Origin of the sequence: Streptomyces filamentosus, assembly GCF_014654895.1 — a bacterium.
GTDB classification, from domain to species: Bacteria; Actinomycetota; Actinomycetes; order Streptomycetales; family Streptomycetaceae; genus Streptomyces; species Streptomyces filamentosus.
On record NZ_BNBE01000001.1, the window covers coordinates 4120283 to 4141131 of the forward strand.

Below are 20849 nucleotides of genomic sequence, written 5' to 3' on the forward strand. Positions count from 1 at the left end.
CCCGCTGAACCCCGTCGGACTGCCATGATGACGCAGGCCGAGGGGTTGCGGAAGGGCGTGATCAGCCGGGTGCGCCCCCCTGTTCCGGCACCAGCCAGCGTGCGGCCCACTCCTCCAGCGCGTGCTGTTCCACCGAGCCCGGTTCGAGCAGCGCGAGCGCGTCCACGAGGGCGGCCAGGCCGCCCGGGTGGCGCCGGCAGGTGCGGACGATGCTGATGATGTCGGGGCGCGCGGCGCCCAGCCGGGGGATGGAACCGGCCAGGTCGGAGGGGAGCATGCCGAGGACGAGCTGCCGCTGGTTCTGGTCCGTCATGCCGGGCCACCCGGCGAGCAGCCCGATCAGTTCCCGCAGCCCCGCGTCCGGCACCGGCTCCTCCGGCCGCCGGGCGGCGGGCACGGCCGGTGCGGGGGGAGCGGCGGGCGCGGCCGGGGCGGCGGGAGCGGGGGCGTCGAGCCGTCGTACGTCGCCCGCCCAGGAGCGGTACCAGAGCGAGGTGGGCCGCTGCCCGCCCCCGCCGGGTCCTGCGGGCCCCCCGGCGGTCCCCGAGGTGAACTCCCCGAGGACGCCGTCCGCGAGGGCCGTCATGTCCGGCGGCCACGGCCCGCCGTCCGTCCCCGCCAGCGCGTCCAGGACGGCCCGGGAGAACGCCCCGGTCCGCCGCACCGGATCGTTGGCCGCCCGCTGCCCGGGACCCGAGGCGAGCAGCACCAGCTGCTCGCGGCCCGGCAGCCGGTCGCCGCCCGGCGGGATCTCGGCGGGCAGCGTCCGGGCAAGGTTGAGCTCCTCGACGAAGGTCTGGCAGGAGTCCACCAGCCAGATCTGCCGGGGGAAGCCCGGCACCAGATCGGTGGTGAAGGCGGTCAGCCAGGCGTCCAGGTCCAGGTTCCGCCGGTCGTCGGGACCGGCGTCGGCGTAGAAGAGCCTGCGGTGCCCCTGCGGGTCGGTGACGCCGTGCCCGCCCCAGAACACCCAGAGCAGATCGCCCTCCAGGGCGGGCAGCCGGCGCGTCAGCACCTCCTGCACGGCCTCCCGCCCGGCCCCGGCCGCGGGCACGTCGACCTCGGGCCCGCCCGTCCCCGGCAGCGGCTCCAGCAGCAGCGAGACGTGCGGGGCGGGCACCCCGCGCCCGCGCAGCCAGGCGGTGAAGCGGCGGGCGTCGGCGGCGGGCCCCGGCAGGTCCCAGGCCGGGCCCGCCGCGTAGCGCTCCACGCCGACGACGACCGCGTGCGTCCGCTCCGGGCGGGCCGCCGTCACGGCAGCTCCGCGGCGAGGAGGCGGTACAGCTCCGGATTGCCGAAGTAGGCGCTGTGCGCCAGCGGGAACGGCTGCCGGCCGTCCAGCGCCACGTCCTCCACCCGCCCGGGGAAGACCCCCGCGCCGACGTAACCCAGCAGGTCCCGCCGGTCGTAGACGTTGATCCAGCGCGGCACCCGGGCGGGCAGCGGGACGCCGTGCTCCAGGCCGGGCAGCGCCCCCAGCTCGTACAGGAACGGCGCCTGCGAGCCGACGGTGACGAGCAGTTCGACCTGCGGCAGGTCCCGCGTCGCCAGCAGGTCCAGCGAGGCGATGCCGCCGAGGCTGTGCGCGAGCAGCACGACCGGCGGTTCGGCGGCCCGCACCGCCTCCGCGACGGTCTCGCGGAGCGCCTCGCCCCGGGCCAGGTAGAGCAGGACGTCCCCGGCGGCCGGGTGGGCCGCGTCGGTGAGGGCGGACCGCCGCTTCACCGCCTGCGCCGAGGCCAGGCCCAGCGCCAGCCGCCCGGCCAGCCGCCCGATCCGCCGGGTCACCGGGCCCCGGTGCGTCCCCGCCCCCGCGTCCCCGCCGGGGAGCAGGGCGCGGGCGCGGTCCACCGCCGCGTCGCGGGCGGCGCCGTCGAGGGCCGGCGGTGCGCCCTCGGACCCGGTCCGGCGGCGCACCGCCTCGGCCGTGAACGCCCGGGCCAGCTCCTCGGCCCCGTCCGCGGCGGCGGGGGAGCGCAGGAACCGCCGCCCGTCCGGCGAGGTGAGCACGGCGGCCACCGCCCCGGCGAACTCCGCGCCGATGCCCGCCGCGTCCAGCAGCTCCCGCAGCCGGTCGTCCCCGCCGAGCGCGAGGGCCGCCGCCGACAGGGCCTCGCCGGGCGGCACCGCCCCCGGCGCCAGCTCCGGCCGGGGCCCGGACTCCGGGGCGAGCAGACGGAGTTCGAACAGCGGGTCGAGATAGAGCAGGCCCCACAGCTCGACGTCCCCGTCGGTGCCGTCCGGCTCCGCCCCCGGCACGTCCCGCGCGGACCCGTACCCCGGCACCGAGAGCCCGCCGGACCGCAGCGCGGAACCCGCCCGTCCGCCCCAGTAGCAGGGAGTGACCGCGACGTCGGGCCGCAACGGCCGCAGTCCTTCCCTGACCCGTTCCAGGCTCTCGCCGTAACCCGGCTCCCGAACCCCTGTGCCGTGTACGAACAGCACCGTCGTCACCGCTGACCCCCGTCCACATCGGCATAGGCCAAATGGCTTTCACGATAGGGCACTTGCCCTCCCGGCGGCTACACTGCGTAGGGATGTGCCACCAGGTCGGGCACATGCCGGAAGGGGTATGCCGGTGAGCACGGACTCCGTCATCACGCACGTCGTCGCGGCGCTCGCCATGGTCGTCGCGCTCTCCCACGCGGCGGGCACCCTCGCCCGCAGACTCGGCCAACCCCCGGTCGTCGGACAGCTGTTCGTGGGCATCGCGCTCGGTCCCAGCCTGCTCGGCCTGCTCCCCGGCCAGGTGCACGAGCACCTCTTCCCGCCGCAGATCCAGCCCGTCCTGACCTCCCTGGCCCAAGTGGCCCTGGTCTTCTTCCTCTTCGCGGTCGGATACGAGCTGGACCTCGGGATGCTGCGCCACCAGAAGGCCGTCACCTCGGTCTCCCTGAGCGGCTTCGCCCTCCCCATGCTGCTCGGCGCGGGCATCGTCCTGCTGCTCCCCGGCAGCTTCTCCGCCGTCAACGACGGCCGTCCGGTCGACGCCACCTTCGTCCTCTACATGGCGGTCGCCCTCTCCATCACGGCCGTGCCCGTCCTCGCCAGCATCATCAAGGACCAGGGGCTCTCCGGCACCCGGCCCGGCACCATCGCGATGGCCTCGGCCGGCGTCATCGACGCGCTGAGCTGGCCCGTCCTCGCCGTCGTCCTGGTCGGCGGCGCGCACGGCTCGGCCCGCTCCTGGGCGGTCCGGATCGCCCTGCTGATCGTCCACGTCCTGGTGATGGTCCTCGTCGTCCGCCCCCTGCTCGTGTGGTGGACGAACCGCCCGGGGCTCTCCGCGGCCCACCGGGTCCCGGTCGCCGTCACCGTGGCCCTCGCCTCCGCCTGGGCCACCAACGCGCTCGGCCTGCACGTCATCTTCGGCGCGCTGCTGGCCGGGGTCGTCATGCCCCGGCTGCCCGACGGCTCCCCGGACGAGCGGCTGCTGCGCCCGCTCCAGGACATCGGCGGACTGCTGCTCCCGATGTTCTTCGCGATCTCCGGCATGGCCGTCGTCCTCGACGGACTGCACGCCTCCGACCTGCTGATCCTCGCGGTGATAGTGCTGGCGGCGGTGGTCGGCAAGGTCGGCGCGGGCGCCCTCTCGGCGCGCGGCGCCCGCCAGCCCTGGCGGGACTCGCTGCTGATCGGCGTCCTGCTCAACACCCGGGGTCTGACCGAGCTCATCGTGCTCAACGTCGGCCTCCAGGCCGGGGTGATCGGCCCCCGTCTCTACGCGCTCCTCGTCGTGATGGCCCTGCTCACCACGGCCGCCACCGGCCCGCTGATCCGGCTCCTGCGCCGCCCCGGAACCGGTGCGCAGCCGCCCGGGATCCCGGACGTCCGCACCGGAGCCGGAGCCGGTGCGGGGGCCGAACCGGCCCCCGCACCCGCCCCGACCCCCGCCCCCTGACCGGACCCGCCGCCCGCCCCGTCTAGAACGGCACCGGCGCGATGTCGACCTCCGCCCGCTTGCCCGCGGCGGAGGCCGCGACCGCCGGGTGGCCCTCGCCGAGCCGCTCGCGGTAGCGCGCCAGCGTCTCGGTGTGCAGGGCCGTCGCCTCCGCGTCCCGGCCCAGCGCGCGCAGGTCCAGCACGACGTTCGTCGCACAGGCCAGCGTCGTCGGGTGGTCCTCGCCGTGGTCCCGGGCCAGCGCCTCCAGGGTCGCCCGGTCCAGCTCCAGCGCCTCCTCGTGCCGCCCCTCGGCGGCGTGCTGGCTGGCCGTGCCGAGCGCCGCCGTCAGGGTCAGCACGTGGTCCTCGCCCAGCGCCGCCCGCAGCCCCGGCAGCGCCACGCCGAGGTGCTCCCGGGCGCCGTCCTGGTCCGCCATCTGCCGCAGGGTGATGGCCAGGTTGACCCGCGCCGAGAGCGTGTACGGGTGGTCGGGGCCCAGCTTCGCCGCGTACCGCCCGAGCGTCGCCTCGCCGAGCTCCCGGGAGCGCCGCAGCTGGCCGTCCTGCCGCAGGTCCACGACGAGGTTGGCCGAGCAGGCGACGCTGTCCGGGTGGTCGGGGCCGTACCTGCCCTGGAACTTCGACCAGGCCGTCTCGCAGAGCTCCAGCGCCCCGTCGTGGTCGCCCGCGCGGCGCCGGGCCACCGCGAGGACCCGGGCGCAGCCGAGGGTGGCCGGGTTGTCCTCGCCGTAGGTGGTGAGGTGGCGGGCGTAGACCTCCTCCAGGTGGGCGGCGCCCGCCAGGTAGTCGCCGGTCTCGCGGATGTCGATGCCCAGGCCGATCCGGGTGTTCAGGGTCTCGCCGTGGGTCTCGCCCAGGTGCAGGGCGCGGAGCCGGGCGGTCTCCGTGTCGTACGCGCGGGCCTCCCGGTACCGCCCCATCAGCCGCAGGCCGACGCCCAGGCTGTGGGCCGCGCGGAGCGTCACCGGGTCGTCCTCGCCGAAGGCCCGCAGCGCGCGCTCGTACACGGTGCGGTTGACCTCCAGGGCGCGCCCCATCTCGGCCCGCAGCCGCAGTCCGCTGGTCAGCTGGATGAGGGCGTCGATGGTGCCCTCGTCGTCCTCGCCCACCGTCCGCAGGTAGATGTCGGCGGTGCGCTCCATCATGGCGGCGGCCTCCTGGTACTCGCCGAGCACCCGCAGGATGAAGGCCAGCCACTTCGCCATCTCCAGCGTCAGCTGGTCCTCGGCGCCGAACTTCCCGGTCCAGATCTCCAGCGCCTCGCGGGCCATGGCCGCGGAGCCCGCGTGGTCGCCCCAGGCGAAGAGGAACTCCACCATGCCGCGGACCAGGCGGCGCACCCACGGGGACTCGCACTCCACCGCCCGGGACACCACGACGTGCGGCAGCAGCTCCTGGTAGCGGGGCCACAGCGGACGCGAGCCGGGGGAGCCGGGGTTGGCGTCGGCGAGCAGCAGGTGCGCGCCGTGCCGCATGTCCGCCTGCTGCTGCGGGGACATGCGGTTGATCAGCACGGCCTGGACCAGGCGGTGCAGCTGGACGGTGTTGTGCCGGTGCTCGATCCGCGCCAGGGCGTAGACGTTGATCTCCCGGATGGCCCGGCCCAGCTTGATCGGGTGCCGCAGGGCCTCGTCCAGCTCGGGCGCGATGGTGGTGGACCGGGCGTTGTTGAAGAGGGTGCGGGAGATCGGCTCGGGGGCGAAGAAGGAGCAGACCTGGAGGAGTTGGAGCGCCGCCGGGTTGCGCTGCTCCAGCTGGCGCAGCGAGACGTCCCAGGCCGCGGCCACCGACATGGGGTAGTCCGGCGAGGGGACGAGTTCGAGCATCAGCTCGGCGATCTTCTCGTTGATCAGCCGCAGGTAGTCGGGGACGGTCATGCCGGTGACGGCCTGCCAGGCCGCCGCCTGCTCGATGGCGAGCGGCAGGTCGCCCAGGGCCTCGGCGAGCCGGTCGGCGTCCGCGTCGCTGAGGTCGCGGGCCCGCCGGCGCAGCAGCGCCTTGCTCTCCTCGCGGGTGAAGACGTCCACGGAGAGGGTCCGCGCGACCCGGTCCCACTCCTGGTTCCGGGAGGTGATGAGGATCTTGCCGGTGCCGCCGGTGGGGAAGTAGGGGCGGACGGCCTCCACGTTCTCCGCGTTGTCGAAGACCAGCAGCCAGCGGCCGTACGGCTCGCCGCGGCGCAGCGCCTCGCGGACGGCGGGGACGGCCTGGTTGGCCTCGTTGGTCACGTTCAGGCCCAGCCGCTGGGCGAGTTCGGTGAGCGCGGTGAGGATCATCGCCGGCTGCTCGGAGGGGATCCACCAGACGACGTCGTACTCGGAGGCGTAGCGGTAGACGTACTCGATGGCGATCTGGGACTTCCCGACGCCGCCCATGCCGTGCAGCGTGTGCGGCAGCACCGCCGAGGTGTCGCCGGTCAGCAACTGCTCCCGGATCTGCGCGAGCAGGTCCTCCCGGCCCACGAAGTTGGGGTTGTTCGGGGGGACGCTGCCCCAGACGGCGGGCACGGACGACCGGGTCCCGGGGGGCGAGTGCGGAGGGGCGGCCTGCCCGGGGAAGGACGGGGGACCGGCCGGGGCCATGACGCCGGACACGGGGATGGGGGTGCCGCCCGCGGGGGTCGGCGTGTCGGATGCCGGGACGGGGTGCCGGTTCACGGCCTCTCCGTTCTTGCGCTCGTGCTGGCTGGCGGTGGTCTCGGTCATGGCAGGGCCGTCCGTGTCGGGAGGTACGGGGTCATCGCGGCTATCGTCGGGCAAAGGGTCGGTTCCGGGCGTGACCGAATCGCCCTCCAGGGCGGCACTGATCCGATGGGCCCGCAGCAGATAGGGCCCGGACAGGGCGCGGAGGATCGCCAGTTCGACCCGGACGAAGGGCAGGCTCTCGGGCGTCGTCGGCGGATCGGGTACGTCCTCCGGGGCGAGCAGGGCCCGGTGGAGGCCCCGGGCCGCCTCGGAGCTGTCGCCGAAGAAGTCGGAGACGGACCGCGCCACCCGCGCGGTGTCCGCCCGCATCGCCCCGGCGAGCAGCGCCTCGCGGGCCCCGTCGACGAACTCCAGCGGGGTCGGCGTCGCGGTGCCGGGGCCCGGCCCGGCCGGCGGCTCCTCGACCAGCCCGCTCAGGAACAGCTCGGCCACGTGCGCCGGTTGGGCCTCCGGGACGAGCCGCTGCCGCACGTCCCTGACCAGCCGGGGGTCGAGGACGGCGGCGGCCAGGTGGGTCGCCAGCCGGAAGGCGGTGGGGGTGGCGTGGCTGCGGAAGCGGCGGACGCGCTCCTGGAGGCTGGGCGCCCCGGGCTCCCCGGCCGGTCCGGGGTCCTCGTCCGCCTCCGGGCCGGGCGCGCCGAGCAGCAGGACGGAGGCGTCCGTCGTGCCGCCCTCGCCCGCGACCAGCGCGGCCCAGCGGCCCAGCCAGTCGGCGTCCAGCTCCAGGACCGGCACGGGCGCGGTCCAGGCGGTGGGCGGCGGGTCGAAGGGGTCGTACTCCTCCGGCGCGAAGGAGACGGCCAGTTCGGTGTTGGGGGCGCCGGAGCGGGGGCTGCTCAGCCGCACCCGCCGCGGGGTGAGGGCGGTGCGGTGCCAGTCCCGGTGGGAGAGCAGGTGCACGACGGCCGTCGGACCGGCCGCCGACCACAGCTCCAGCGCCTCCGGTCCGGCCCGGCCCCGCCACAGCGGCCCGAGGGCGTCGGTGAGGACGAGGACGATGCGGCGGCCGGTCCGGTCGAGGAGTTCGGCGGGGGAGCCGGCCGGTCCCCGGTCCGCCACCGCGCCGTGGAGCACCGCCCGGTCGCCGCCGGGCCCGGCCCGGACCCCCATGCGGCGGATCCGCACGTCCCGGAAGGCGCCCAGCTGTTCGAGCACGGCGGCGAACTCGGCGACCGTCTGTTCCCAGATGGCCATGGTGGGGTGGTCGTCGACGACCAGCACCAGGTCGAAGCGGCGCTCGTCGGCGGCCCGGGTGTAGGGCAGCCACAGGCCGTCCTCGGCGGCGTGCTCGGCGGTGGACTCCTCGTCCAGCTCGACCTCGACGGGGGAGGGGACCACCTGCTTGAGCGGCCGCAGCCGGCGGCCGATGCCCGGGGCGTCGCGCAGGTCCGGCAGCGGCTCGGCCCGCGCGGGCGCGCCGTGGAGCTCCCGGAAGAGCGCGTACTCCCGGGCGAGGAGCCCCGCCGTGCCGGCCGGGGAGAGGCCGCCGTCGCCGGCGGTCCCGGGAGCCCCCGGGGTCCCCGGAGGCCCGGTGGACCCGGCGGGTCCCGGCGGTCCGGTGGGACCCGGCGGTCCGGTGGGTCCGGTGGGCGCGGTCGGCCCGGTGGGTCCGGTCGGCCCGGTGATCCCGGGCAGCGTCCCCGGCCGGGTGCGCGGCGGGGCGGACGACAGGGGGAGCCGGGCCGCGAGCGTCTGGTACGCGTGCAGCCACAGCGCCTCCGCGACCTCGAAGGGCTCCGGGAGCGAGCGGTCGTCGTCGCCCATCAGGGTGCCCCCGACAGCTGCCGCCAGAGGGCGTCGAGCAGCTCGCCCCAGGTCTCGTCGTCGTCCCGGACGCCGGCCGTCCGCAGGTAGACGGCGTTCAGGAGCTGGTCCGTGGCGAGTCCGCCGCTCTCCCGGCTGCGCTCCAGGAACGCCTGGATCATGGCCGTGTGGCGGCCGTCCTGGTCCCGGAAGTGGGCGGCGATCATGGCGGCGAGCTGGTCCTCGCGCGGCGGCGAGACGTCCAGCCGGACGCAGCGCCGGAGGAAGGCGGCGGGGAACTGCCGCTCGCCGTTGCTGGTGATGACGACGAACGGGAAGGCCCGGCACCGCACGAGCCCGTCGTCCACCGGGGCCGTGCCGTCCGGGTCGTCGGTGAACACCCGCGCCCGGCCCTCCTGGTGGCGGGCGCGGACCAGCTCGGGGATGGCGTAGGAGCCGTTCTCCAGGACGTGGAGGAGGTCGTTGGGCAGGTCGATGTCGCTCTTGTCCAGCTCGTCGATGAGCAGGACGCGCGGCAGCTCGTACGGCAGCAGGGCGGTGCCCAGCGGGCCCAGGCGGACGAAGTCCCCGATCCGGGGGGCGACTCCCGCCCCCGGCGGCTCCCCGGACCCCCCGGACGCCTCCCCGGGAGGGCCGGGCGCCGGTGCGGCGGGCCGGGGGTGGCCGAGCGAGGCCTGGGCGCGGCCGATGGCGTCGTACTCGTACAGCCCGGAGCGCAGGGTGCTGCGGGAGGTGATGCCCCAGTGGAGCACGCGGCCGAGGCCCAGTTCGCGGGCGACGAGGTAGGCGAGGGTGGACTTGCCGATGCCGGGGCGGCCGGTGACGAGCAGCGGCCTGCGCAGCAGCAGGGCCGTGTTGATCAGGTCGATGTCGTGCGGGTCCTGCCGGGGGGTGGCGCGGCCCACGGCGCCGAGCCTGCGGTCGGTCTCGGCGCTCTCGGCCGGGACGGGGGGCAGGACGGGGCCGCCGTCGAAGTTCCGCCAGCCGGGCGGCGGCGGCAGGATGTCGCCGAGGCGGATGTCGGCCAGCGGCCGGCCGGTGCCCCGGTAGATCCACCAGCTGCGGCTGCTGACGTGCCCTCCGTTCAGGCCGCTCTCGACCGGATGATGGACACCGCTCATGTTTCCCCCTCGTCGTCGTGTCCGCCGCGCGCGCTCCCGGCGGCCGGTCCCGGCGACCCGGACCAGTCGACGAGGCGGTTGGGGTCGTCGAAGAGGACGGCGAGGTGCCGCCCCGGGTGGACGTCCCGCTGCCTCGCGGCGGCGGTGGCGGCCTCGCTCCGCAGTTCCTTGGCGCGCTGCGGGAGTTCGACGGCCTTTCCCTTCAGGAGCTTCCTGGCCCGGCGGCGGAAGTCGGGGGACGGCGCGGGCCTGCGGTCCCACACGGCCAGCGGCACGCCGACGCGCAGCGCGGTCTCCAGGAAGGCGCGGCTGCCGGCCCCGTCCCGCAGCGGGGGGACGTCGAAGCCGACGGAGGCGAGGCCCTCGTCGGAGGCGAGCTTGCTGCTCCAGCGGACGGCGTCGTGGTCGCGCTGCCCGGTGGTGTCCCAGTGGCAGACGGTGTCGGGGGCGTCGAGCATCCGCTGCCAGCGGTTGTGCCACTGCCGGTGGTGCCGGGGGGCCCGCATCCGGTCCAGGCTGCGCAGGACCACCGGGTAGGTGAGGCAGAGGGGGGTGGTGAGGCCCGAGCCGGAGGCGAACCACTCCACGGGGTGGTCGAGCAGGTGGAAGGGGAGGAAGAACTCCAGGACGGGGCGGCCGGGGCGGCCCGCCCACTCCTCCTCGGTGCGGCCGACCAGTTCGCCCACGGCGGCGGGGACCTCGGCCAGGGTGACGAGCCGGTCCTCCCCGCGGGCGGGCCGCCAGGGACCGGGCCGGATCTGGCGCCAGTGGGACAGCGTGTACCGGTCCGGGTCCATTCCGCTTCTGCACAACTGGAGAACGAGGCAGGCGGGCGCCGGTCGCGCGGCGGCCTCGCGGGCGATCTCGGCGCGGACGGCGGCGAGCTGCCGGGTGAGGAGGAGCTTGGCGGCCTGCGCGTCGTTCCACTCGCGCAGCGCGGTGACGGTGGGCCGGTGGGGCTCGGAGCCGTCGAGCTCGTTGATCACGTGCTCGACGAGGACGGACACCGGGAGGAGCCCGTCGGGGCGGGCGTTGACCCGGGTGAGCAGGTCGAGGACCTCGTCGAGGCCGGTCACCGGGCGGGCGGGGAGGGGGAGTTCGTGTGCCGCGGCGTGGAGCAGGCCGAGGGCGTCGAGGTGCCGGAGCGGGGCCAGCAGGGCGCGGACCTCGCGCAGTTCGGCCTCGGGGAGGACCGGGAGGAGGTCGGGGAGGGGCGGGGGTGCGGTGGCGGCGGCGTCGGCGAGCCTGCGGATCTCCCGGACGGGGGTGGCGCCGGGGGCGTAGTCGCTCAGGGTGTCGGCCAGTTCGCGCAGGCCGTGGGGTTCGCGCAGGCAGCTCCGGACGATCTCCAGGATGTCCAGCCGGGTCCGTCCGTGCTGCGGGACGTCGCGCACCTCGGGTAACCGCTCCGCGAGCATGCTGATGAGGAGGCTGCGGCTGCCGGGGGCTTCGAGGCCCGGGACCGCGCACAGCTGCTCGACCAGCTCACGCCTGAGGTCCGGTGCGTGAGTGCCGTGCCCCTCGTCGAACGAAAGACCCCCCGTCACGGCTCTTGCGCTCCCAACTCCCGATCGGACATGGGCAGTACGGGCTCCGCGGCCCCGTCGTCCAGGGTATGGCTCGGGCCGGAGCCGTCGCCACCCCGTACGGGGGTTCCTTCCCCCGGAAGAGGACGTACCACGCGGAGCCCCGCCCGCCGCGGGTCCGTCCGGGGCTGCCGGGGCTCCCGGGGGAGCGCAGGGGACTACTCGACGACGAGGTCCACGGCGATGTTGCCGCGGGTGGCCTTGGAGTACGGGCAGAAGGCGTGGGTCTTCTCCAGGAGGACGCGGCCGGCCTCGCCCTGGAGGTGGTCGGGGAACTCGGCGCGCATGACGACGGCGAGCCCGAAGCCGCCGTCGGCGGCGTCCTTGCCGATGGAGACCTCGGCGGTGACGGACGCCTCGGAGATGTCGATCTTCTCCTGGCGGGCGATGACGCCCATGGCGCTGGCGAAGCAGGCCGCGTAACCGGCGGCGAAGAGCTGCTCGGGGTTGGTGCCCTGCCCGTTGCCGCCGAGGGCCTGCGGGTGGGCGAGGGGGAGGTCGAGCAGGCCGTCGGAGCTGACGGCGCGGCCCTCGCGGCCGTTGGCGGTGGCGACGGCGGTGTAGATGGCGTCCATGGGGGTCCTTCCCTGAGGGGCGGTGCGGGCTGGGGGGCCGGTGGCCCGGCCCGTGGAACCATTAGTAGCGCACTATTCAGTTGTGCACAACTCAATGGCGTGCGAGTGGCCTCCTTGTATCCTGGACCCATGGACGCGCTCGACACCCTCCCCGACGAGGAGTTCCTCCGGCTCGACCGGCAGATCTGCTTCTCGCTCCACGCCGCCGCCCGCGCCTTCAACGGCGTCTACCGCGAGGCGCTCAAGGAGCTCGGGCTCACCTACCCCCAGTACCTCGTCATGCTCGTCCTCTGGGAGCACGGCGAACTGCCCGTCAAGGGGATCGGCGAGCGGCTGCGGCTCGACTCCGGCACCCTGTCGCCGCTGCTCAAGCGGCTGGAGGCGGCCGGACACGTCGAGCGCAGGCGCAGCGCCGAGGACGAGCGGTCCGTCACCGTCCGCGTCACCGCGGAGGGCGCCGCCCTGCGCGAGCGGGCCCTCGGGGTGCCCCGCCGGATCGGCGCCGCCACCGGTCTCGACCTCGCGGACATCACCGACCTGCGCGAACGGCTCACCGCCCTCGCCGCCCGCCTGGACGGCCTCGACCCCGACGAGCTGCGCCCCTCCTGCGGCTGACGGCGGCGGGGCGTGGCGCCGGCCCCGGGTCCGCCTCCCTTCATCAAAATGTAAGGGTCGAATAAAAAGAGCACTCCTATACTCGGGTCATGTCCGAGATCACCATCCGCCGCGCCACCGCGGCCGACTCCGCCCGCCTGACCCGGCTCGTCCGCGGTTCCGGCGCCTACCGGGGCCCGTACGCCGTCATGGTCGACGGCTACCGGGTCGGGGGCGCCTACGTCGAGCACCACCCGGTCCACGTCGCCGTCGACGCCGACGGCCGCGTCCTCGGCTTCTACGCGCTCCTCCTCGACGAGGCCGAGCTCGACCTCGCCTTCGTCGCCGACGACGCCCAGGGGCTCGGCATCGGACGCCGGCTGATGGAGCACATGACCGGCGAGGCCCGCGCCGCCGGGCTCACCGCCGTCCGGGTCGTCGCCCACCCGCCCGCCGAGGAGTTCTACCTGCGCACCGGCGCCCGCCGCACCGGCACCGTCGCCGCCTCCGGCCGCGTCTTCTGGGACCGCCCCGAGCTGAGCTACGACCTCACCGGACCCGACGCCCCTGCCGCCCCCGCCGGACCCGGCGCGGACGCCGCGTGACCGCCGTCGAATCGCCGCAGGAGGAGAAGCGGCGGATCTTCGCCGACCTCACCCCGCTGCGCACCTCCGCCGACTACCGCCGCCTCTGGTTCGGGAACACCGTCTCCTGGATCGGCCAGGGCATGACCGCCCTCGCCGTCTCCCTCCAGGTGTACGACATCACCGGCTCGGCCTTCTCGGTCGGCCTCGTCGGCCTCTGCTCCCTCGTCCCGCTCGTCGTCTTCGGCCTGTACGGCGGGGCCATCGCGGACACCGTCGACCGCCGCGCCCTCGGCCTGGCCGGCGCCACCGGCTCCGCCGTCCTCTCCGCCGCGCTCGCCGCCGCCGCCTTCGCCGGCTTCCACCGCGTCTGGTTCCTCTACGCGATCGTCGCCCTCCAGGCCGTCTGCGCCGCCCTCAACTCGCCCGCCCGCAGCGCGATGATCCCCCGCCTGATCCCGCCGGAGCAGCTGCGCGCCGCCAACGCGCTCAACTCCATGGTCATGACCTTCGGCACCCTCGTCGGCCCCAGCCTCGGCGGCGTGATCGTGGGCCTCGCCGGCTACCAGACGGCCTACACCATCGACGCCCTCGCCTTCTCCGCGAGCCTGTACGCGATGTGGCGCCTGCCCGCCATGCCGCCGGAGCACACCGGGGCCAGGCGCGCCTCCGTCCTCGACGGGCTGCGTTTCCTCGGCACCCGCCCCAACCTGCGCGCCACCTTCGTCTCCGACCTCTTCGCGATGATCCTGGCCCAGCCGAAGGCGCTCTTCCCGGCCGTCGCCGCGCTCTGGTTCGGCGGCGACGCGAAGACCACCGGACTCCTCGTCGCCGCGCCCGCGTTCGGCGCGCTGATGGGCGGGGTGGTCTCCGGCTGGCAGGGCCGGATCCGCCACCACGGGCAGGCCATCCTCGTCGCCGTCGCCGCCTGGGGCCTCGCGATCGCCGCGTTCGGCCTCAGCCGGAACCTCTGGATCGGGCTGCTCTGCCTGGCCGCCGCCGGCTACGCCGACACCTCTTCGATGATCTTCCGGAACACGATGATGCAGGTCGCCGCCCCGGACGAGATGCGCGGCCGCCTCCAGGGCGTCTTCATCGTGGTCGTCGCGGGCGGCCCCCGGCTCGGCGACTTCGTGGCCGGCTCCGTCGCCGGCCTCACCTCGCCGGCGGTCGCCATCACCGGCGGCGGACTCGCCTGCGTCCTCGCCATCGCCGTCTTCGCGCTGTACGCCCGCGGCTTCCGGCGCTACGACGCCCACGACCCGAAGCCCTGAGCCCGGCCGGGGGCGGTTACGGACGTTACCGTCCCGAACCACCCCCGGCAGACTGGCGGTTGGCCGCCACGGCACATAGCCGCCAGCCGGAACGGGAGTCAACTCCCGCCCCACGGACCAGACTCCTCGCGGATCCGGAACCCACACCCCCGAGCCCCGGGCCCGCGAGGAGTCGTTCGATGACCGCACCGCCGACCAGAGGAAGGGCCGGGCTGATCGCCGTCGGCGTCTCCCTCGTGATGCTCTCGGCCGGGCAGACCGCCGCCGCGCCGGGCGCCGCGGCCGCCGCCGTGCCCGGCACCTCCACGGGTCCGGCCGCGTCCACCACCGTCACCCTCGTCACCGGCGACCGGGTCACCCTCACCGGCCTCGACGGCGGGCGGCGGACCGTCACCGTCGACCGGGCGAAGGGCGCCACCGGCGCCGTCCGCACCCGGGTCGCCGACGGCCGGATCACGGTCGTCCCCGACGAGGCCCGCCGCTACCTCGACTCCGGCGCCCTCGACCCGCGCCTCTTCGACGTCACCGGCCTCGCCGAGCAGGGCGTCACCGGCGCGCTCCCGCTGATCGTCACGTACGGCGGGAAGAACGCCCGGACCGCGCCCGCCGCCGCCCCGCGCGGCACCGAGACCGTCCGCGCGCTGCCCAGCGTCGGCGGCGCCGCCGTCACCGCCACCGACCCGGCCGCCTTCTGGCAGTCCTTCACCGGGAGGGCCGCCGCCCGCACGGCCGCCCCCGCCAAGGTGTGGCTGGACGCCCGGGTGAAGGCCGCCATGGCCGACTCCAACGCCCAGATCGGCACCCCGAAGGCATGGGAGGCCGGACTCACCGGCAAGGGCGTCAAGGTCGCCGTCCTCGACACCGGCGTCGACGCCTCCCACCCCGACCTCGCCGGCCGGATCACCGAGTCGAAGTCCTTCATCGCCGGCCAGGAGGTCGCCGACCGCAACGGCCACGGCACCCACGTCACCTCCACCGTCGGCGGCAGCGGCGCCGGTTCCGGCGGCAGGGAGAAGGGCGTCGCCCCCGGCACCACCCTCGCCGTCGGCAAGGTCCTCAGCGACGAGGGCTACGGCTCCGAGTCGGAGATCATCGCCGGCATGGAGTGGGCCGCCGAGGACGTCGACGCGAAGATCGTGTCGATGAGCCTCGGCTCCCCGGAGGGCAGCGACGGCACCGACCCGATGGCCCAGGCCGTGAACACCCTCTCGGCCGAGACCGGCGCCCTCTTCGTCGTCGCCGCGGGCAACTCCGGCGCCCCCGGCAGCATCGGCTCGCCCGGCGCCGCCGACTCCGCCCTCACCGTCGGCGCCGTCGACTCCGCCGACGAGGCCGCCTACTTCACCAGCAAGGGCCCCCGCCACCGCGACCAGGCCCTCAAGCCCGACCTCTCCGCGCCCGGCGTCGGCATCCTCGCCGCCCGCTCCGGGCTCACCGCGGGCACCGGTCTCTACACCTCGATGAACGGCACCTCCATGGCGACCCCGCACGTCGCCGGAGTCGCCGCGCTCCTCGCCGAGAAGCACTCCGACTGGACCGGCGCCCAGCTCAAGGACGCCCTCATGTCCACCTCGAAGACGCTGGCCGACTCCGCGTACGACCTCGGCGCGGGCCGCGTCGACGTCGCCGCCGCCGTCACCGCGGACGTCACCGCCACCGGCTCCGCCGACCTCGGCTTCTTCTCCTGGCCGTACGAGGCGAACCGGCCGGTCACCCGGACCGTCACCTACGCCAACTCCTCCGGCGCCCCGGTCGAGCTGACCCTCGCCGTCGAGGGCATGCCCGCCGGCACCGCCACCCTCGCCGACACCGTCCTCACCGTCCCCGCCCGCGGCACCGCGTCCACCACCGTCACCGGCGACGGCACCGGCGCCCCGGTCGGCACCAGCTCCGGCCGGATCACCGCCGCCGCCGGCGGCGTCCCCGTCGCCCACACCGCCCTCGGCCTGGTCAAGGAGGAGGAGCGCCACACCCTCACCGTCCACGTCAAGGACCGCGACGGCGCCCCCGCCGCCACGGGCCTCGGCCTGCGGAACCTCACCTCCGGCGACGACCCCTTCCCGGCCTCCGTCGGCGGGTCCGGCACCCTGGAACTCCGCCTGAAGCCCGGCACGTACACCGTCGACACCTTCCTCGACGTGCGCGGCTCCCACGGCGCCGACTCCCTCGGCCTCGGTTTCCTGACCGCCCCCGAGGTCGTCCTCGACCGCGACCGCGAGATCACCCTCGACGGCCGGAAGCTGCGCGAGATCCGCGCCGAGGTCGAGAGGCGCACCGAGACCCGCCAGCTCCTCATGGAGTACGACCGCGAGGCGAACGGCGTCTCCTACACCGACATCGTGCAGGTGCCCCTCACCTACGACTCGATCTTCGCCGCGCCCACCGCGCCCGTCACCACCGGCTCCTTCGAGTACCGGACCGCCTGGCGGCTCGGCAAGCCCGTCCTGGAGGCGAGCGTCGACGGCGTCCGCCTCGCCGACCTCCGCCCGCAGGCGGGCGCCGGCCTCCTCGAAGGCCGCCACCGCCTCGGCCTCGCCGACGCGGGCACCGGCACCCCCGCCGAGTACGCGGGCACGGACGTCACCGGCAAGGCCGTCCTCGTCCGCCTCGCCCCCGGCGCGGACCCGGCCGAGGTCGCCCAGGCCGCGCAGGACGCCGGGGCGAAGGCCCTGGTCGTCACCGACGACGCCGCGGGCCGGCTGATGAAGTGGTTCGGCACCGCCGACTACGAGGACCGCCCGCTCGCCGTCGCCACCGTGAACCGCGCCGACGCCGCCCGGCTCGCCGCCGGCGCCGCCCGCGGCACCCGCCTCGACCTCACCGGCACCCGCTTCACCCCGTACACCTACGACCTCTCCGAGGGCCACCCCGGCAGCATCGGCACCGACCTGGCGTACCGCCCCGGCGAGCGCGACCTGGCCACCGTCCGCTCCGCCTTCCACGCGCCCACCGGGCGGAAGGAGGACGGCGGCGAGTTCCGCTACTCCCTCACCGACGCCTTCCCGGTCGGCGTCGGCTTCAAGGAGCGGATCGCCTTCCCCGCCGAGCGCACCGAGTACGTCTCCACCGGCACCGGCCAGCAGTGGCACGAGTCCGTCGACCTCGGCACCTCCCTGGAGGAGCGCGGCGGCCGCTCCGTGTACCGCGGCGGCTCCACCGTCCGCCTCGACTGGTTCGGCCCCGTCTGGCACCCCTGGCTCGGCACCGGCCTCGGCTGGGGCCAGCAGCGGAGCGGCGACACCGTCCGGTTCAACACCCCCGGCTGGGGCGACTCCGGCCCCGACCACACCGGCTTCGGCGACGTGTGGGGCGACGACACCATGACCCAGACCACCGAGGTGTTCGTCGACGGGGTGTCGCAGGGCCGCAGGACGGGCTCCGGCTACACCATCTGGGACGCGCCCGCGCAGGAGGCCACGTACCAGGTCGTCACCGAGACCGCCCTCGACCCCGCCCGCTGGCGCCTCGGCACCGAGGGCCGCAGCGAGTGGACCGTCCGCTCCGCCGAGACCCCGGCCGACCGCTTCACCTACCTGCCGATGCTCAACCTCGGCCTCGACCTCGACACCGACCTGTACGGGAACGTCCGGGCCGGCGCCCGGGTCCCCGTCGGCGTCTCCGCCGAGTACGTGAAGGGCGCCACCGGCACCGGCACGATCACCGGCGGCCGCCTGGAGGTCTCCTACGACGACGGCGCCACCTGGAGGGGGGTCTCCCTCCGCAAGGGCCGCGGCGCCTCCTGGACCGGTGAGCTCCGCGTCCCGTCCGGCGCGGCGGCCGTCTCGCTGCGGGCCGGGGCCACCGACGACCGGGGCGGCTCCGTCGCCCAGGAGCTGATCCACGCGGTCGGCGTGAGGTAACCCGCCGCGCGGGGGAGGGCCGGATCCGCACGGGTCCGGCCCTCCGCCGTCACCCCTGCGGCAGCCGCTTCTTCAGCACCTTCCCCAGGTCGTTGCGGGGGAGCGCGTCGAGCAGCCGCACCGCCCGGGGCCGCTTGTGCGGGGCGAGCAGCCGGGCCACGTGGTCCGCCAGCTCCGCGTCCGCCGGCGGGTCCGCCGGATCGGCCGGGACGATCCACGCCACGATCCGCTCGCCCAGGTCCGGATCGGGCTCCCCGGTCACCGCGGCCTCCCGCACCCCCGGGTGGTCGAGCAGCGCGTTCTCGATCTCGCCCGCCCCGATCTTGTAACCGCCGCTCTTGATCAGGTCGGTGGCCTTCCGGCCCACCAGCCGGATCGTGCCGTCCGCCTCCCGGACCGCCATGTCGCCGGTGCGGAACCAGCCGCCGGCCGGATCCCCGTCGAAGGCCTCCGCCGTCGCCTCCGGCCGGTTCAGGTACCCGGAGAAGAGGTTCGGGCCGCGCACCTGCACCTCGCCGACCGCCTCCCCGTCCGACCCGGCGAGCACCGAGCCGTCCTCCTCCACGAGCCGCACCTCCACGCCCGGCAGCGGCGTCCCCACCGTCCCGGGCCGCGGCGGCCCGCCCGGCCGCACGCTCGTGTTCATCAGCGTCTCGCTCATGCCGTACCGCTCCACCACCGTCCGCCCCGTCGCCGCCGCGATCCGCTCGTGGTCGTGGACCGGCAGCGCCGCCGAACCCGACACCAGCAGCCGCGCCCCCGACAGCGCCTCCACCAGCGCCGGGTCGCCGGGGAGGGCGTCGGCGAGCCGGTGGTACATGGTCGGCACGCCGAACAGCATCGTGCCGCCGTCCCCCAGCTCCCGGACGACGCCCTCCACGGAGAAGGCGCCCAGGTGCCGGACCTCGCCGCCGCGCCGCAGCGGACCCAGCACCCCCAGGACCAGGCCGTGCACGTGGAACAGCGGGAGCCCGTGCACCAGGACGTCGTCCGCCGTCCAGGACCACACCTCGGCGAGCGCGTCGAGGGAGGCGGCGACCGCCCGCCGGGAGAGCAGCACGCCCTTCGGCGGGCCGGTGGTGCCGGAGGTGTAGACGACCAGGGCGGTCGTCTCGGGGTCGGGGTCCGGGAGCACCGGGCTCCCGGCCGGCCCCGCCGGCTCCACGTCGATCCGGGGGAGGCCGCCGAGCGCGGCCGGCAGCTCGTCCCCGGGCCCCGCGAGCACCGCGTCCGGCGCGCTGTCCCCGAGGACGTGCGCCAGCTCCCGCTCGCCGGAGCGGGGGTTGAGCGGGACGGCGGGGACGCCGGCGAGCAGCGCCGCCACCACCGCGACCGCCGTCCGGGCGGTCGGCACGGCCCACACGGCGACCCGCCGGGACCCGGCGAGCCGGGCGGCGAGCGCGCCGGCGGCCCGGGCGAGCTCCCCGTAAGAGAGGACGTCCGGGCCGCAGCGCAGCGCGGGCCGGTCGGAAGGACTGCTCAGGGCCGGGAAGAGCGCACTCACCGGTCGTACTCCTCGGGTCGCGTCGGAACCGCTGCCGAGGGGCATTCTGCCGGGCCGTCAGGACGTCCCGGCCGTGACCTTCGTCGCCTCCGGCGCCGCCCCGTCGCCGTCCGGCCGGATCCCGCGCATCCGCCCGTACGCGTACACGCAGCCCGCGAGCGCCAGGTCGGACAGGAGCATGAAGCCGATCGAGTACGAGTCCTTGGCGCTGTAGATCCCGCCCATGACCAGCGGCGGGACGAAGCCGCCGAGGCCGCCCGTCGCGCCGACGATGCCGGTCACGGAGCCCACCTGGGCCTGCGGGGTGACCTGCGAGACCAGTGCGAAGACCGAGCCGCTCGCGGTGCCGAGGCCCGCCGCCATGATCAGCAGGGCGATCGTGCCGACCGGGTTCAGCTCCGGGTCGAAGGCCTGGACGACGGCGAGGAGGGCGACGACGCCGAGCGCCCACGCCGTCACGATCGCCGGATGGACCCGGTCCGACAGCCAGCCGCCGAGCGGCCGGAAGACGACCGTCACCAGGGCGAACCCGGCCGCCTTGGTGCCCGCGTCGGTCGGGTCCAGCTCGTACCAGTTCTTCAGGTACGTCGGCAGGTAGACGCCGAAGGCCACGATGCCGCCGAAGCCGATCGCGTACAGCGCCGACAGCTCCCACGTCACCCGCAGCCGCCCCGCCGAGCCCAGCCGGGTCGCCAGCGAGGCGGTCGGCACCGGGCGGTCGGGGCGGTCGGTGATGAGGACGGCGGCGAGCACCGCGTACACGGCCAGCGCGACGGCCACCACGAGGAACGGCAGGTTCTCGCCGTGCTTGGCGATCCGCGGCGTGAAGTAGCCGGAGAGCGCCACGCCGCCCATGCCCATGCCGAACACGCCGAGCGCCAGGCCCCGCTTCTCCGGCGGGAACCACGAGTTGACCAGCGGGATGCCGATGGCGAAGGTCGTGCCGCCGAGGCCGAGGAGGAAGCCGACCACGAGCATCAGGCCGTAGGAGTCCTTCACCACGATCAGCAGCAGCACCGGGACGATCGTCAGCGCGGAGACCAGCGGGAACATCAGCTTCGCGCCGTACTTGTCGGTCAGCGCGCCCGCAGGGATGCGGCCCAGCGAGCCGACGATCACCGGCACGGCGACGAGGAAGGACTGCTGGAAGGAGCTCAGCCCCAGCCGGTCGCCGTACCAGCTGCCGAGGGGGGCGATCAGGTCCCACGCCCAGAAGGTCAGCGTGAAGCCGATGGTGGCCATCACCAGGTTGCGGTAGGCCGCCGCGGTCGGGGTCTTGGCGTCGGGGTTCACCCCTCCAGTCAAGATCCGGAGGAGGACCCCGGCGCGCGGGACTGCTCCGTCCGGGGGCACGGTCGTCACGGGGGCACGGACGCCGT

At 75.5% G+C, this 20849-nt stretch carries 13 protein-coding genes; 5 read left to right on the forward strand and 8 right to left on the reverse strand.

The features are described 5' to 3' along the window. Window positions 1-61: 61 nt before the first annotated feature. Both IE326_RS18485 and IE326_RS18490 read right to left on the reverse strand, forming a co-directional pair. Window positions 62-1255 (reverse strand): effector-associated domain 2-containing protein, encoded by a 1194-nt coding sequence (locus IE326_RS18485; RefSeq protein ID WP_190042068.1) that lies wholly within the window; start codon window positions 1253-1255, stop codon window positions 62-64. Continuing rightward, window positions 1252-2364, reverse strand: a complete 1113-nt coding sequence (locus IE326_RS18490) for an RBBP9/YdeN family alpha/beta hydrolase (protein WP_308440319.1) — start codon at window positions 2362-2364, stop codon at window positions 1252-1254. The genes IE326_RS18485 and IE326_RS18490 overlap by 4 nt, the downstream gene beginning before the upstream one ends. A gap of 214 nt (window positions 2365-2578) precedes the next feature. Here IE326_RS18490 and IE326_RS18495 point away from each other — a divergent pair, with 214 nt between their 5' ends. After that, window positions 2579-3901 (forward strand): cation:proton antiporter, encoded by a 1323-nt coding sequence (locus tag IE326_RS18495; protein WP_190042070.1) that lies wholly within the window; start codon window positions 2579-2581, stop codon window positions 3899-3901. A gap of 22 nt (window positions 3902-3923) precedes the next feature. Here IE326_RS18495 and fxsT read toward each other — a convergent pair whose 3' ends face one another. From fxsT to IE326_RS18515, 4 genes are all read right to left on the reverse strand, one after another. Beyond that, complete coding sequence (gene fxsT, locus IE326_RS18500) at window positions 3924-8372, reverse strand: FxSxx-COOH system tetratricopeptide repeat protein (protein WP_190042071.1); 4449 nt, start codon at window positions 8370-8372, stop codon at window positions 3924-3926. After that, window positions 8372-9493: an AAA family ATPase gene (locus tag IE326_RS18505; protein WP_190042072.1), complete on the reverse strand. Its 1122-nt coding sequence runs from the start codon at window positions 9491-9493 to the stop codon at window positions 8372-8374. The genes fxsT and IE326_RS18505 overlap by 1 nt, the downstream gene beginning before the upstream one ends. Beyond that, window positions 9490-11040 (reverse strand): VMAP-C domain-containing protein, encoded by a 1551-nt coding sequence (locus IE326_RS18510; RefSeq protein WP_190042073.1) that lies wholly within the window; start codon window positions 11038-11040, stop codon window positions 9490-9492. The genes IE326_RS18505 and IE326_RS18510 overlap by 4 nt, the downstream gene beginning before the upstream one ends. Before the next feature lie 197 nt (window positions 11041-11237). Continuing rightward, window positions 11238-11654, reverse strand: coding sequence for an organic hydroperoxide resistance protein (locus IE326_RS18515; protein ID WP_150228023.1), 417 nt, complete (start codon window positions 11652-11654; stop codon window positions 11238-11240). A gap of 129 nt (window positions 11655-11783) precedes the next feature. On the opposite strand from IE326_RS18515, the gene IE326_RS18520 reads away from it, so the two are divergent. From IE326_RS18520 to IE326_RS18535, 4 genes are all read left to right on the forward strand, one after another. Continuing rightward, window positions 11784-12269 (forward strand): MarR family winged helix-turn-helix transcriptional regulator, encoded by a 486-nt coding sequence (locus IE326_RS18520; RefSeq protein ID WP_190042074.1) that lies wholly within the window; start codon window positions 11784-11786, stop codon window positions 12267-12269. Between the two features lie 89 nt (window positions 12270-12358). Continuing rightward, window positions 12359-12853: a GNAT family N-acetyltransferase gene (locus IE326_RS18525; protein WP_190042075.1), complete on the forward strand. Its 495-nt coding sequence runs from the start codon at window positions 12359-12361 to the stop codon at window positions 12851-12853. Beyond that, complete coding sequence (locus tag IE326_RS18530) at window positions 12850-14106, forward strand: MFS transporter (RefSeq protein WP_150228020.1); 1257 nt, start codon at window positions 12850-12852, stop codon at window positions 14104-14106. The genes IE326_RS18525 and IE326_RS18530 overlap by 4 nt, the downstream gene beginning before the upstream one ends. 179 nt (window positions 14107-14285) lie before the next feature. Continuing rightward, entirely contained in the window at window positions 14286-17966 is a 3681-nt protein-coding gene (locus tag IE326_RS18535; RefSeq protein ID WP_190042076.1) for a S8 family serine peptidase, read from the forward strand. Window positions 17967-18015: 49 nt separating this feature from the next. Here IE326_RS18535 and IE326_RS18540 read toward each other — a convergent pair whose 3' ends face one another. Both IE326_RS18540 and IE326_RS18545 read right to left on the reverse strand, forming a co-directional pair. Beyond that, window positions 18016-19470, reverse strand: a complete 1455-nt coding sequence (locus IE326_RS18540) for an acyl-CoA synthetase (protein WP_190042077.1) — start codon at window positions 19468-19470, stop codon at window positions 18016-18018. Window positions 19471-19527: 57 nt separating this feature from the next. Next, window positions 19528-20712 (reverse strand): MFS transporter, encoded by a 1185-nt coding sequence (locus IE326_RS18545; protein WP_150232664.1) that lies wholly within the window; start codon window positions 20710-20712, stop codon window positions 19528-19530. Window positions 20713-20849 lie beyond the last annotated feature (137 nt).